Below are 13,456 nucleotides of genomic sequence, written 5' to 3' on the forward strand. Positions count from 1 at the left end.
GGGGGCGCCCCCGTGGTCGACATCGGTTCCATCCTCACCCGCGGACGTTTCACGTGAAACATCACCACGGAACACGCCGTCCGGTCCGGGCCACCCGAGCGGGGAGGTCTCGGTGCCAGGAAGGGCGGGAAAGCCCAGACCCGGGGTCACGCGGCGTTCGGTCTCGACTGCCATCGTCGGGATCCACCTCACACTCGTCGGTCAAGAAGACCCAATCCAACCCCGGCACCCCCCGACACGCCAAACCGCCCGGCGCGCCATCGACGGAGTTCCGCCCACAGCGCAACGTTTCACGTGAAACATGTCCCCACGCGCCTCTGTCGAACCATCCTCCCGCGCTCGCCAGCGATCACACGTCCAGCCGCCTGACGTCCATGTGGCTTGCGTAGGTCGCGCCCCAACAACGGATCGCCGTAGTCCCATCCGCGCTTGCGCGCTGACCGCGCTGCGCGCTCCCGCCAGACCCAGCCAGCGGCGATCCGTCATTGCTGCGCTCCCCCAGTCACCTGCCCCCATGAGCATGTTTCACGTGAAACATCGACCGCGACGCACCTCCTGCTTCCCTGCCGGCGCGTGGGCGCCCTTCCTCACGCGGCAACTAGTCAGCGCTTCTTCTTGCCTTTGGTGACGCGCTGTTTCGGTTGGAACGTCAGGTCCAGCGTGAGCGTGGGCTCCTCGAGGACCGTTGTGCCGTGCTCGGAGAGGGTGGACTCGACGAGACCGAGCTTCGTGAGCTCGCGCCGATCACTGTCGAGCTCCTCCTGGGCGGAGCGGCCCTTCATGGCGACGACCGTCCCGCGGCCGTCGAGCAGGGGGACGCACCAGCGCGCGAGCTTGGCGATCCGCGCCACGGCCCGTGCGGTCACCCACGGCGCCGAGAGCACGCCGACGAACTCCTCGGCCCGGCCGCGGTGCACCGTGACATTCGCCAGCTCGAGCTGCGCCACGGTCGCCGACAGCCACTCGGTGCGGCGCTGCATGGGCTCGACGAGGTGGATGTCGAGGTCGGGCCGAGCCAGGGCGAGTGCCACTCCGGGCAGGCCGGCGCCGGAGCCGACGTCGATGAGCTTCGCGCCCTGCGGGAAGGCGTCCTCGATGACCGCGCAGTTGAGGACGTGGCGCTCCCACAGGCGCGGCACCTCGCGCGGGCCGATGAGCCCGTGGCTCACGCCCGTGTCCGCGAGGATCTCGACGAACTGGTTGGCCGACCCGAGACGGTCCCCGAACACGCCAGCCGCACCCGAAGGTGCGGCTGGCGGGGTGGTGACGAACTCGGGGTCCGTCACCGTTTCACGTGAAACATCGCTCACGCGGGCAGGACCACGACGTGACGGCGCGGCTCGACGCCCTCGGACTCGGAGGACAGGCCGGCAGCGAGGACCTCGTCGTGGACGACCTTGCGCTCGAACGCCGTCATCGGCTCGAGCGACGACTTCTCGCCGCTCTCCTTGACCGAGGCGATGGCCTCCTTGGCGATCTCGACGAGTTCGGCGCGGCGACCGGAGCGGTGACCGGCGACGTCGAGCATGAGGCGGCTGCGGTGACCGGTGGCCGACTGCACGGCCAGACGGGTGAGCTCCTGGAGGGCGTCGAGCACCTTGCCGTTGTCACCGACGAGACGACGCGGCACGCGCCCCTCCTCGGAGTCGACGATCGCCACGGCGGCGCGGTCGCCGTCGATGTCCACGTCGATGTCGCCGTCGAGGTCGCAGATGTCGAGGAGGTTCTCGAGGAAGTCGGCTGCGACCTCACCCTCCTTCTCGAGGTCCGCCGGGGCGGCGGGGGTGCGCTCGGCACCAGCGTCCGCGGTCGCCTCGGCCTCGGCCTGCTCCTCCGCCGACTCGACGGAGACGTCGCTCTCGTCGACCTTCACCGGCTCGACAGCCTGGTCGGTCACTTCACTCATGGGTGGTTCCTCTCGTGGCGGCCGACGTCCTCGTTGGCCGGTCCGGGCCGCATCGTCGCAGGTCAGAGCCCTGATGCGGTGGGGGTGGGGTTCAGTTGTCGGTCTGCTTGGCCTTCGCCGGGGTCGACCCGGGGCCACTCTTCTTCGCACGCTTCTTGCCCTTGGGCTGCACCCGCTGACGGGTGCGCTCCGCGGCCTCCTCGGCCTCGGCCGCCTCACGGGCCTTGCGCTCGGCCTCGCCGGGGATCGGCTTGCCGCGCTTGGCCAGCCGCTCGTGCAGCGCCTTCTCGGCAGCCGAGCCGGGGGCCGGCATCCGGCGGATGACGTAGAACTGCTGGGTCATCGACCACACGTTGGTGGTGAACCAGTAGAGCAGCACACCGATCGGGAAGTTGACGCCGGAGACGGCGAAGACGACCGGCATGACGTACATGATGAGCTTCTGCTGCTTGGCGAACGGGTTGTCCAGTGCAGAGGCCGGCATGTTCTTGGTCATGAGCTGGCGCTGCGTCGTGAACGTCGTCGCCGACATGAGCACGATGAGCAGGATCGTGACGATCTTGGTGGTCGTCGTCTCGGCACCGATGAACTTGTCGGAGAGCTGCGCCCCGAAGAGGGTGGCCGACTCGGCCTGCGACGCCACCGCCTTGGTGATCGGGCCGATCGGGTCCTTGGTGCCCTCGGAGATGCCCTGCAGGCCGTTGAGCACGCGGAAGAGACCGAAGAAGAACGGCGACTGCACGAGGATCGGCAGGCACGAGGAGAACGGGTTGGTGCCCTCCTGGCGGTAGAGCGCCATCGTCTCCTGGGTCATCGCCTGGCGGGACTCGGGGTCGGTCTTGCCCTTGTACTTCTTCTGGATCTTCTGCAGCTCGGGCTGGATCATCTGCATCTTGCGCGAGGCGTTGATCTGCTTGACGAACAGCGGGATCATCGCGGCACGCATGACGATGACGAGCCCGATGATCGACAGGCCCCACGCGAGGCCCGACGCCGGGTCGAGGCCGATCGTGGTGAATGCCTGGTGGAAGCCGTACATGATCCACGCGACCAGGAGCTCGATCGGGTAGAGCAGGCTGTTGAAGAAGTCTCCCATGCTGTCCTTCGATAGTTCCGGCGTCTCGGCCGGAGTGGGCCCACACGGTGGAACCGGGTGTGTGGGTCAGGTGGTGGTCTCGTGGGGGATGTGACGAGCGACGAGGTCAGCGTCGTCGGGATGTCCGGGCAGGGCCGGCACGTGGTCGACTCCGCCGGGCGACCAGGGGTTGCACCTGCCCAACCGACGGATCGTGAGCCAGGTTCCCCGGAGCAGGCCGTAGCGCGTCAGGGCGGTCACGGCATACGCGGAGCAGGAGGGGTAGTAGCGGCAGGTGGCCGGCCGCATTGGCGAGAGGACGAGCTGGTAGGCGCGCACGAGCCACACGAGGGGCTTGGCTGCGACCTGTCCGACGCTCATCTGGCGGCCTCGAGACGGCGAACGACCTTGTGCAACAACGGGTTCAGGGCCTCGGAGAGCTCCGCGAACGTCGCGGAGGCTGCCGCGGCCTGGGCGCGGACCACGACGTCGACCCCCGCCGGTATGCCGGGCAGCTGGCTCGCGACGGCGGCGCGCAGCCGGCGCTTGGTGCGGTTGCGGACCACGGCGTTGCCGACGGCCTTGGACACGACGAAACCGACCCGCGGCGGAAGTCCCGCACGAGAGTCGGTCACGTTGGCGTGCACCACGAGGATCCTCGATCCCGCTCGCGTCGCACCAGGGGCCCGGATCGCCGACGCGAAGTCCGACCGCTCACGCAGTCGGTTCGGCGCCGGCAGCACCGAGGCCTCAGGCGGAGAGCTCGGCGCGACCCTTGCGGCGACGGGCAGCCAGGATGGCGCGGCCGGCGCGGGTCCGCATGCGCAGACGGAAGCCGTGGGTCTTGGCCCGGCGACGGTTGTTGGGCTGGAACGTACGCTTGCTCACGGAAATCTCTCTTCACGAGACGACCTCCACGGACGGGATCCGCAGGGTCTGGGGCTGTCAGGGTGGTGCAGGTTCTGGGGCTGTGGGCAGGCAGCATTGGCCGCCGCAACAGGCCTGTCAACGGTACGGGAGAGCGTGCATCCGGGTCAAACTCGCGCCGAGGGTCTTCACATTTGCGCCAAAACGGTTATGGTCTCACCTCACGAGGGGTGGATCGGCCTACGACACGCGGGCAATTCTGTGCGCACCTTGTGATCGAGGGCCCCGGCAGGTTGCTGCGTGGGATGCCCCTTGTTAGCGTCTTTCGGCATACCCACAGTCTGTGGACAACTCTGTGGAAACATCCCCGGGGTCGCACGAGGAGAACGTCGAAAGGTTGAGTGGTCAGGTGCCGGACGTGGGGATGGACCAGATCTGGCGCACGACGCTCGACGCGCTGGACTCCGACGGGATCCCCGTGCAGCAGCGCGCCTTCCTCTCGCTGGCCAAGCTCGTCGGCCTGCTCGACGAGACCGTGCTCATCGCCGTGCCGAACGACTTCACCAAGGACATCGTCGAGACGCGGCTGCGCGACCGGGTCACCGAGACCCTGAGCAGCCAGCTCGGCCACCCGGTCCGTCTCGCGGTCACGGTCGACCAGAGCCTGGGCGACATCCCCGTCCAGGAGCCGCCGGCCCCGATCGCCGACGACGTGCCCCATGGGGCACCGCACCTGGCCGACCCCGTCCCCTCCGGCGGGCCCGGTGACGCCGACGGGCGCCGCGCCGAGCGCCGCGCCGAGCTCGACGGGATCGCACTGGTCGACGACGACGACGACCACAACGCCGCCCGCACCGACCGGGCCACGGCACACACGAGGTCACCCGGCGCGCTGCGCCCGCGGCCCGGCGCCGCCGTCCCCGAGCAGGTGGAGCTCACCCGGCTCAACCCGAAGTACACCTTTGACACCTTCGTCATCGGCGCGAGCAACCGGTTCGCCAACGCCGCCGCCCTCGCGGTGGCCGAGACACCGGCCAAGGCCTACAACCCGCTCTTCATCTACGGCGAGTCCGGCCTGGGCAAGACCCACCTGCTGCACGCCATCGGGCACTACGCCCGCAACCTCTTCCCCCACGTCAAGGTGCGCTACGTGAACTCCGAGGAGTTCACCAACGACTTCATCAACAGCATCCGTGACGACAAGGCCGCGAACTTCCAGCGTCGCTACCGCGATGTCGACGTGCTCCTCATCGACGACATCCAGTTCCTCCAGGGCAAGGTGCAGACGCAGGAGGAGTTCTTCCACACGTTCAACACCCTCCACAACGCCAACAAGCAGGTCGTCATCACGAGCGACCTCCCCCCGAAGCTGCTCAGCGGCTTCGAGGAGCGCATGCGCAGCCGGTTCGAGTGGGGCCTCATGACCGACGTGCAGCCGCCCGACCTCGAGACCCGGATCGCGATCCTGCGCAAGAAGGCCGCCCAGGAGCGCCTCAGCGTCCCCGACGACGTGCTCGAGTTCATCGCCTCGCGGATCACGACCAACATCCGCGAGCTCGAGGGCGCCCTCATCCGCGTCACGGCCTTCGCCAGCCTCAACCGGCAGCCGGTGGACATCTCGCTCGCCGAGATCGTGCTCAAGGACCTCATCCCGCACGACAGCTCGAGCCAGATCACGAGCGCGACGATCATGGCGCAGACTGCGGCCTACTTCGGGCTCACGCTCGAGGACCTCCAGGGCCAGTCGCGCTCACGGGTGCTCGTCACGGCCCGCCAGATCGCGATGTACCTGTGTCGTGAGCTCACCGACCTCTCGCTGCCCAAGATCGGGCAGCAGTTCGGCGGCCGCGACCACACGACCGTCATGCACGCGGACAAGAAGATCCGCCAGCTCATGGCCGAGCGCCGCGCGATCTACAACCAGGTCACCGAGCTGACCAACCGGATCAAGCAGCAGTCGCGCTGACCCGACCCGCTCGCCCGTCCACAGGCAGACCGGTTGTCCACAGGGCCATCCACAGCTGTGGGTGTGGCGACACCCGTTCGTCACCTGGGGCTGATCCGCCTGGGTGGTTCCGCGCACCATCCACGGGCTGTGCACAACTCTGTGGACAACTCGCGATTCCCAGACGTTGTACAAACCCTCCATCCCCAGCACCCTGTGGACAGCTGTGGACAACCACCCCTGGGGGAGTGGACGGACGGTGTCGTTCCGGTGGACCGGAGCGGACGGCATACCGGGCGTCAACAGGCGAGGCACGACGCTCCACACCGGGTCCACCGTTCGTCCACCGGCGACACAGGGCCCCTGACCTGCATGAATGGCAGGTTGTCCACAGAATCCACACCTCCTACAAACCTGACGAGATCCATCTATCTCCTGTCCTGCCCCGAGAACCTGCTTGTGGAACCCCGAGCCAAACCCGGACGAAATGACACATTCCGACTCGGGTGACCCCGCGCACCTTCGTGCACTAGGGTCATGCTTCCCGCGTTCCCGGGCCATGTCCGTGCGCGTCGTTCCTGTCGTTCCACCCCGTGCACCTCTTTTCTTCAGTTAGGTCGGTATGCCGTGAAGTTCCGCGTCGAGCGTGAAGTCCTGGCCGAGGCGGTCACCTGGGTGGCTCGCGGACTTCCTGCACGTCCGCCCGTCCCCGTGCTCGCCGGCATCCTGCTCGAGGCCAGCGACGAGGGCACGGTGACGCTGTCGGCCTTCGACTACGAGGTCTCCGCGCGGCTCACCGTCCCGGCCGAGGTCAGCGAGTCCGGCACGGTCCTCGTGCTCGGCCGCCTGCTCGCCGACATCTCGCGCAACCTGCCCAACAAGCCGGTCGACGTCGAGGTGCAGGGCTCCAAGGTCCAGGTCACGTGTGGCTCGAGCCGGTTCAGCCTGCTCCAGATGCCCTCCGACGACTACCCGACGCTGCCGGCCTCCCCGGAGCCCAGCGGCTCGATCGACGGCCACGTCTTCACCCAGGCCGTGAGCCAGGTGTCGGTCGCGGCCGACCGCGGCGACACCCTGCCGATCCTCACCGGCGTCCGTGTCGAGATCGAGGGCGACAAGATGACGCTGCTCGCCACCGACCGCTACCGCCTCGCGATGCGTGAGCTCACCTGGAACCCCACCGACAGCGCCGCGAGCCACATCGTCCTCGTGCCGGCCCGCACCCTCGCCGACACGGCCCGCTCGCTCGGTGCCAGCGGCTCGATCGACGTCGCGCTCGGCTCCGCCGCCGGTGGCGACGGGCTCGTCGGCTTCGAGGCCGGCTCGCGCCGCACGACGACGCGCCTGCTCGACGGCGAGTACCCCAAGGTCAGCTCGATCTTCCCCTCGTCCTCCGAGACCGAGGCGGTCATCAACACCGCCGAGCTCGTCGAGGCCGTCAAGCGCGTGGCCCTCGTCGCCGAGCGCAACACCCCGGTCCGCCTGCGCTTCACCGAGGGCCAGGTCGCGATCGAGGCCGGCACCGGCGAGGACGCCCAGGCGAGCGAGGCCGTCGAGGCCACGCTCACCGGTCCCGACATCGAGGTGGCGTTCAACCCCGGCTTCCTGCTCGACGGGCTCGGCGCCGTCGGCACCGACTTCAGCCGCCTGTCCTTCACCCAGCCCTCACGCCCGGCCGTGCTCAGCGGACAGGCCGAGGTCGACGGCGAGGCGGACACGAGCTACCGCTACGTCATCATGCCCGTGCGCTTCGCGAGCTGAGCGGGCGTAGCCTGACGAGCACCCGGGTCCGCCACGCGGGCCGCTGTCGGGAGCACACGGCATACGAGCACACGACCGGCACGAATTCTCCGTACGCGAAGGGGTAGCAATGCAACTGGGACTCATCGGGCTCGGCAAGATGGGCGGCAACATGCGCGAGCGCATCCGCCGCGCCGGTCACGAGGTCGTCGGCTACGACCGCAACCCCGACGTCTCGGACGTCCGGACCCTCGCCGCGCTCGTCAAGAAGCTCGAGGCGCCCCGCACCGTCTGGGTCATGGTCCCCCACGGCGACCCCACGCGTGAGACCGTCGCCAAGCTCGGTGAGCTGCTCGACAAGGGCGACCTCGTCATCGACGGTGGCAACAGCCGCTTCACCGACGACATCGAGAACGAGAAGCTGCTCAAGGCCAAGGGCATCGGCTACCTCGACTGCGGTGTGTCCGGTGGCATCTGGGGCCTCGAGAACGGCTACGGCCTCATGGTCGGTGGCACCAAGGCCAACGTCGCCAAGGCGATGCCGATCTTCGACGCGCTGCGTCCCGAGGGTCCGCGCGACGAGGGTTTCGTCCACGCCGGCGACATCGGCGCCGGCCACTACGTCAAGATGGTCCACAACGGCATCGAGTACGGCCTCATGCACGCCTACGCCGAGGGCTACGAGCTGCTCGCCAAGAAGGACATCGTCAAGGACGTCCCCGGGTCGTTCAAGGCGTGGAGCCGTGGCACGGTCGTCCGCTCCTGGCTGCTCGACCTCATGGTCAAGGCGCTCGAGGACAACCCCGAGCTCGAGGACGTCTCCGACTACACCGCCGACTCCGGCGAGGGTCGCTGGACCGTCGAGGAGGGCATCGCCAACTCGGTGCCCATGCCGGTCATCTCGGCGTCGCTCTTCGCCCGGTTCGCCTCCCGCCAGGAGTCCTCGCCGACGATGCAGGCCGTCGCCGCCCTGCGCGGCCAGTTCGGCGGCCACCAGGTCATGACGACCGCCGAGGGCGAGAAGCTGCGCACCGAGGCCCAGGCCGGGCCGAAGTCCGCCGAGACCGCCAAGGCCAAGGCTGCCGCCAAGGAGAAGCCGACCAAGAGCGCTGCCAAGGCCGCGTCCAAGGGTCGCCAGGCTGCGTCCGCCGGTCCGTCGTCCGGCTCGGGGGCGACCGGCGCTGCCAGCGGCCCGACCTCGGGCACCGCGTCGACGCGGAAGCGCGCCGCAAAGAAGGCCTGAGCGGGTTCGGTGTTCGTTCGGCACCTCACCGTCGGCGACTTCCGGAGCTATCCGAGCGCCGAGCTCCCGCTCGAGCCGGGCATCACGACGTTCGTCGGGCTCAACGGGCAGGGCAAGACCAACCTCGTCGAGGCGATCGGCTACCTCGCGTCGCTGTCGTCGCACCGGGTGTCCAGCGATGCGCCGCTCGTGCGGTTCGGTGCCGGGCAGGCGATCATCCGCGGTGCGGTGGTCCGCGACGGGCGCGAGTCGATGGTCGAGATCGAGATCAACCCCGGCCGGGCCAACCGGGCGCGGCTCAACAAGTCGGCACTGACGCGCACCCGCGACGTGCTCGGCCAGGTGCGCACGGTGCTCTTCGCCCCCGAGGACCTCGCCCTCGTCAAGGGTGACCCCTCCGAGCGACGGGGGTTCCTCGACGACCTGCTCGTCGCGCGCCAGCCGCGGTGGGCCGGTGCGCGCGGCGACTACGACCGGATCCTCAAGCAGCGAAACGCCCTGCTCAAGTCCGCGGCCCCCGTGCTGCGCGGACGGGGCAAGCAGCGTCGCCCCGTCGAGGGGTCCGACACGGTGTCCGAGCGCGAGAGCGCCCTGCACACCCTCGAGGTGTGGAACACCCAGCTCGCCCAGGTGGCCGCTCCCCTGCTCTATGCCCGGCTGCGGCTGCTGCGCGACCTCGCCCCGCTGCTCGGCAAGGCCTACGACGAGGTGAGTGCCGGTCAGTCCGACGCCCGTGTGGCCTACCGGTCGTCCCTGCGCGAGGCGATGGCGGCGCGGATCGCCGACGGCGAGGTGCCCGAGCTCGACGAGCTGCACGCCGAGCTGCTCGAGACCTTCGCCGAGGTCCGTGCGCAGGAGATCGAGCGCGGCGTGACCCTCGTCGGCCCGCACCGCGACGACGTCGTGCTCACCCTCGGCGAGCTGCCGGCCAAGGGCTACGCCAGCCACGGCGAGAGCTGGAGCTTCGCGCTGGGACTCAAGCTCGCGGCATACCACCTCCTGCGGCACGACCTCGGGGACGACCCGGTGCTCATCCTCGACGACGTCTTCGCCGAGCTCGACGCAGGTCGGCGTGAACGCCTCGCGGCGATGGTGGCCGACTGCGAGCAGGTCCTCATCACTGCCGCCGTCGAGGCCGACGTCCCACCGGAGCTGCGCGGGCGCACGTATGCCGTGACCCTGGGTGAGGTGACCGCGCGTGAGTGACGACGTGGATCCGGTTGCGGCACAGGCGGGTTCGGGGGTGAGCCACGGTGGCGGCGTGACCGACGGGCGCCCCGGGCCGGACGAGCTCGTTTCACGTGAAACGACCGAGGACCTCCAGTCGGCGCCGGCCGACGCGCTCTCGAGGGCGCGCGCCGCGGCGAGGGCGCGCGGGCTGAGGCCGGGGGTCAAGCCGAAACGGCGGTTCAAGGACATGCCCGGCAGCGGCACCGGTGGCGAGGGGCGGCGCGGTGGCCGAGACCCGCAGACGCTCGGCGACGAGCTCGACGCGTTCGTGAGCGAGCGCGGGTGGAAGGTCGACGTCGCCGTCGGCTCGGTCATCGGGCGGTGGCCCTCGATCGTCGGCTCCGAGGTCGCCCAGCACTGCCAGCCCGTGGAGTTCGTCGACTCGGTGCTCACCGTCCGGGCCGACTCGACGGCGTGGGCGACCAACCTGCGGCTCATGGCCAACACCCTCATGGCCTCGCTGACCCGCGAGGTGGGCGAGGGCACGGTGAGGGAGATCCGGGTCGTCGGACCGAGCGCGCCGTCGTGGTCGCGCGGTGCTCGCCGGGTCCAGGACGGTCGGGGCCCGCGCGACACCTACGGCTGACGCAGGGTCAGACGCAGGGTCAGCCGCCGACGACGCGGGGACGGACCACGACGGTGGCGCCGTGCCCCCGGGTGAGCACCGGGTCTGCCTGCATCGAGAGCAGGTCACCCACCGCGACCGGTCCTCCCCGACGGTCCCGCTGGGTGACGTGCACCCGCACGACGAGGTCGGACGCCGGGTCCACCTCGGGCACCTCGAGCGACGTCGTCGCCGGCCCTGCCGTCGGGTCGAGGTCCTCGAGCACGGTCTCGGCGACAACGGTCGAGGCGGCGTCAAGGTCGGTGACGTCCTCGACCGTGACGCGGGCGCACGGGTCCTCCGGCAGGGGTGCGCCGTCGGGCCACTCGATCTGCACGTGCACGGTGGCCATGGATGCTCCTTCGTGGGGTGGGCCGGGGTCCGGGCGGTGACCGACTTTCAGCAGCATGCCGTGACGGGGGCCGTGCGTGGGTGCCGTGTCGCGTCGAGGTCGGTGAGCAGCCGGGCCATGGCCCTGGTGACCTGCTGGCCGGTGACCTCCTCGACGAACCTCCACTGTCCCGCGGGGTTGACCTCGAGGAAGACGTGGCGACCGTCGGGTGTGCGCCGCATGTCGACGGCGCCGTAGCGCAGACCCGCCGCCTTGAGCAGGTGGAGCAGGGACTGCGTGACGTCGTCGGGCAGGGTCGTCGCCGTCATCCGCACACCGGCGCCCCAGTCGAGGAACATCCGGAAGTCCAGCGGGTACGACAGCTCCTGGCTGTGGATCGCCGCAGCGAAGACCTCCTCCCCCACGACCGTGACGCGCAGGTCGACCTCGGCTGGCACGAGCTCCTGGAAGATCACGGGAGCGAGCTCGACGCGGTCGAGCAGGTCGTACTCCGCCTGCCCCACCCGCCGGGTCTCGCGCCAGTGCTCCTCGGTGGCGGAGAAGGCCTTGCAGATGACCTGTCCCAGCCCGAGCCGGTCGACGAACGCCCGAGCCTCGCCGGGGTCGCTCGTCACGAGGGTCCGGGGGATCTCGAGTCCTGCGGCCCGGGCCGCGGGCAGCTGCCACGTCTTCATCATCGCCGTCTCGATGGCCTTGGGCGGGCTCACCCAGGCGATCGGGAGCCCGTCCCAGAAGCCGGCCAGCGCCTCGTAGGTCTCGTTGGCCGCCCACACCGCCTCGGCCGGGTCGGTGATCCGGGAGTCGGGTGGGGGTGGCAGCGGCCGGCGCCACCACCCCGACCCGACACGGTCGAGGTCGAGCCAGTCGCCCGAGGCCAGCCGGAGCCGTCGCCGGTCGCCCTGCGGCCCGTGCTCGGCCGCGACGGCGACCCTGCCGGGCAGGCCCGAGGTGTCGACGACGACGGCCTCGCTCCCGAGGCTCGCCAGCTCGGCGAGCATCGGGGCGAGGTGGTCGTCCTCGTCGTGAGAGACGAGCAGGATCACGACGTCAGCCGAGCGACTGCATCGCCGCGACGACCGCGTCGTAGCCCTCCTGGGCTCGCGCGAGCTCCGAGGTGGCCGAGGTGAGGGCGGTCTGGAGCGCGACGACGTTGCGTCGGGCCTCGTCGACCGCTGCAGTCGCCGCACCGAAGGCCTCGGCGAGCACCGCCTCGGCATCGGCGCCCATCCCGCCCTGCGCCGCGGCGCCGACGTCGGCGTGGTGACCGGTCGACAGCAGGAACGGCGAGAGGCCGCGGAAGATCGGGGGCCGGGGGAAGCGCGGACCGGGGTCGATGGGGAGGTCGTCGACGACCTTCTTGATCCCGCCGCCGGGCACGTCGTCGCGGAACTTCTTGATCGGGTCCGTCCACGGCTGCTTGGGCACGTCGTCCCGGAGCTTCTTGAGCGACTGCGGAGGGTCGGTGAACGGCGTCTTGCCGCCGCCGCCGTCGTCGCGGAACTTCTTGAACTTGCCGACGCCACCGCCGTCGTCGAGGTTCTTCTTGGGCTTGAGGCCTCCGGGTGCGCCGTACATCGACGCCACCGCGTCGAGGTCGCCCTGGCTCAGCGCGACGCGCTGCCCGATCTGCGCGGTCGGGGGGCTCGTCGGGGTGATCGTGTCCTGGCCGTTGCTCGAGAACGCGGTCCGCTCGTAGTGCATGATCGAGCCGTAGTCGTAGGCCCCGACGTCGTCACCGTCGACGATGTGCTGGTTGAAGTTGTGCTCCCGGCCGGCTTGGATGTTCTGCCAGTGGATCGTGACGAACTGGTCGCGGTCCTCGCGGCTCTGCTCGTGCCAGAGGCCGACCGCGTGCCCGATCTCGTGGATGCCGCGACCGGCGTCGCAGCCGGTGCCCATCGAGATGTCCTGGCGTCCGGTGCCACGCATGCCGACCTGCGACGAGCAGCCCGTGCCGTGCATGAAGTGGACGAAGTTGGGGAACCCCGCCGCGTTGGCCGCGGTGCGCAGCACGAACCGGATGACGGTGTTCTGCTCCCAGTGCGCGATGGCGTCGTGCACCCGCTGCTGGTCCGGCATCGCCGGGTCGATCTCGTAGGGCACCTGCCCACCGGGCCAGCGGAACTGGCTGCCGGGGAGGACGACGCCCTGCTCGAGGCCCTCACCCCGCATGGCCTCGGTCGCCGCCGTGACCTCCTCGACGCTGCCGAGGTCGATGTCGCCCTCGAACATCGCCCGGCCGTCGACGACGGAGTACTGGACGGCCTTGGGCCCGAAGGTGAGGCCGGCGATGATCGCGGTCCCGACCTCGGGCGAGCTCATCAGCTCGGGGTTGTCGCCGGATCCGGACGACCCTGCCGACGACGATGCGCTCGAGCGCGATGCTGACTTCTTGGCGGTGCTCTTCCTGGCGGAGCCCTTCTTGGCGCCACGCCGTGGTGTCTCGGACATGTCCGACCCCTTGCGTTGGGCGAATGGGTGGCCACGTCGGTGG

At 69.9% G+C, this 13,456-nt stretch carries 14 protein-coding genes; 5 read left to right on the plus strand and 9 right to left on the minus strand.

Annotated elements, in window-relative coordinates; all coding sequences use genetic code 11:
- Positions 1-602 precede the first annotated feature (602 nt).
- The 6 genes from rsmG to rpmH form a co-directional block, all read right to left on the minus strand.
- Entirely contained in the window at positions 603-1,229 is a 627-nt protein-coding gene (rsmG, locus tag KLO01_RS06260) for a 16S rRNA (guanine(527)-N(7))-methyltransferase RsmG (RefSeq protein ID WP_246136085.1), read from the minus strand.
- Positions 1,230-1,306: 77 nt separating this feature from the next.
- On the minus strand, positions 1,307-1,906 hold the full coding sequence (locus tag KLO01_RS06265; RefSeq protein WP_147063290.1) for a Jag family protein: 600 nt from the start codon (positions 1,904-1,906) through the stop codon (positions 1,307-1,309).
- A gap of 91 nt (positions 1,907-1,997) precedes the next feature.
- Positions 1,998-3,002, minus strand: coding sequence for a membrane protein insertase YidC (yidC, locus tag KLO01_RS06270; RefSeq protein WP_147063292.1), 1,005 nt, complete (start codon positions 3,000-3,002; stop codon positions 1,998-2,000).
- A 66-nt stretch (positions 3,003-3,068) separates the two neighbouring features.
- The gene (gene yidD / locus KLO01_RS06275) at positions 3,069-3,362 is read right to left on the minus strand and encodes a membrane protein insertion efficiency factor YidD (protein WP_147063294.1); all 294 of its coding nucleotides are present in this window, start codon (positions 3,360-3,362) and stop codon (positions 3,069-3,071) included.
- Positions 3,359-3,724 carry a ribonuclease P protein component gene (gene rnpA, locus KLO01_RS06280; RefSeq protein ID WP_147063295.1) on the minus strand — a complete coding sequence of 122 codons (366 nt, stop codon included), beginning with the start codon at positions 3,722-3,724 and terminating at the stop codon, positions 3,359-3,361. The genes yidD and rnpA overlap by 4 nt, the downstream gene beginning before the upstream one ends.
- A gap of 7 nt (positions 3,725-3,731) precedes the next feature.
- Complete coding sequence (rpmH, locus tag KLO01_RS06285; RefSeq protein ID WP_010849920.1) at positions 3,732-3,869, minus strand: 50S ribosomal protein L34; 138 nt, start codon at positions 3,867-3,869, stop codon at positions 3,732-3,734.
- Positions 3,870-4,272: 403 nt separating this feature from the next.
- On the opposite strand from rpmH, the gene dnaA reads away from it, so the two are divergent.
- From dnaA to KLO01_RS06310, 5 genes are all read left to right on the plus strand, one after another.
- Positions 4,273-5,814 carry a chromosomal replication initiator protein DnaA gene (gene dnaA, locus KLO01_RS06290; RefSeq protein WP_147063693.1) on the plus strand — a complete coding sequence of 514 codons (1,542 nt, stop codon included), beginning with the start codon at positions 4,273-4,275 and terminating at the stop codon, positions 5,812-5,814.
- 606 nt (positions 5,815-6,420) lie between these two features.
- The gene (dnaN, locus tag KLO01_RS06295; protein WP_147063297.1) at positions 6,421-7,554 is read left to right on the plus strand and encodes a DNA polymerase III subunit beta; all 1,134 of its coding nucleotides are present in this window, start codon (positions 6,421-6,423) and stop codon (positions 7,552-7,554) included.
- A gap of 109 nt (positions 7,555-7,663) precedes the next feature.
- A complete protein-coding gene (gene gnd, locus KLO01_RS06300) occupies positions 7,664-8,776 on the plus strand; it encodes a phosphogluconate dehydrogenase (NAD(+)-dependent, decarboxylating) (protein ID WP_147063299.1) in 1,113 nt (370 codons plus the stop codon).
- A 9-nt stretch (positions 8,777-8,785) separates the two neighbouring features.
- Positions 8,786-9,982: a DNA replication/repair protein RecF gene (gene recF, locus KLO01_RS06305; RefSeq protein ID WP_147063301.1), complete on the plus strand. Its 1,197-nt coding sequence runs from the start codon at positions 8,786-8,788 to the stop codon at positions 9,980-9,982.
- Positions 9,975-10,592: a DciA family protein gene (locus KLO01_RS06310; protein ID WP_246136086.1), complete on the plus strand. Its 618-nt coding sequence runs from the start codon at positions 9,975-9,977 to the stop codon at positions 10,590-10,592. The genes recF and KLO01_RS06310 overlap by 8 nt, the downstream gene beginning before the upstream one ends.
- A gap of 19 nt (positions 10,593-10,611) precedes the next feature.
- Here KLO01_RS06310 and KLO01_RS06315 read toward each other — a convergent pair whose 3' ends face one another.
- From KLO01_RS06315 to KLO01_RS06325, 3 genes are read right to left on the minus strand one after another with little or no spacing between them, the layout of a single operon-like run.
- Entirely contained in the window at positions 10,612-10,962 is a 351-nt protein-coding gene (locus tag KLO01_RS06315; RefSeq protein WP_147063304.1) for a YbaY family lipoprotein, read from the minus strand.
- Between the two features lie 47 nt (positions 10,963-11,009).
- Positions 11,010-12,005 carry an MvdC/MvdD family ATP grasp protein gene (locus KLO01_RS06320; RefSeq protein WP_186827938.1) on the minus strand — a complete coding sequence of 332 codons (996 nt, stop codon included), beginning with the start codon at positions 12,003-12,005 and terminating at the stop codon, positions 11,010-11,012.
- A 4-nt stretch (positions 12,006-12,009) separates the two neighbouring features.
- Positions 12,010-13,413, minus strand: a complete 1,404-nt coding sequence (locus KLO01_RS06325; protein WP_222611937.1) for a M12 family metallopeptidase — start codon at positions 13,411-13,413, stop codon at positions 12,010-12,012.
- Between the last annotated feature and the right edge of the window lie 43 nt (positions 13,414-13,456).

Source organism: Knoellia locipacati, from assembly GCF_007992835.1.
Classification (GTDB): Bacteria; Actinomycetota; Actinomycetes; order Actinomycetales; family Dermatophilaceae; genus Knoellia; species Knoellia locipacati.

Bases quoted from the DNA above. Each gene is read 5' to 3' on its own strand.
- dnaA (WP_147063693.1), top strand. From the start codon at position 4,273: ATGGACCAGATCTGGCGCACGACGCTCGACGCGCTGGACTCCGACGGG.
- KLO01_RS06265 (WP_147063290.1), bottom strand. From the start codon at position 1,906: ATGAGTGAAGTGACCGACCAGGCTGTCGAGCCGGTGAAGGTCGACGAG.
- gnd (WP_147063299.1), top strand. From the start codon at position 7,664: ATGCAACTGGGACTCATCGGGCTCGGCAAGATGGGCGGCAACATGCGC.
- yidC (WP_147063292.1), bottom strand. From the start codon at position 3,002: ATGGGAGACTTCTTCAACAGCCTGCTCTACCCGATCGAGCTCCTGGTC.
- KLO01_RS06315 (WP_147063304.1), bottom strand. From the start codon at position 10,962: ATGGCCACCGTGCACGTGCAGATCGAGTGGCCCGACGGCGCACCCCTG.
- KLO01_RS06325 (WP_222611937.1), bottom strand. From the start codon at position 13,413: ATGTCCGAGACACCACGGCGTGGCGCCAAGAAGGGCTCCGCCAGGAAG.
- yidD (WP_147063294.1), bottom strand. From the start codon at position 3,362: ATGAGCGTCGGACAGGTCGCAGCCAAGCCCCTCGTGTGGCTCGTGCGC.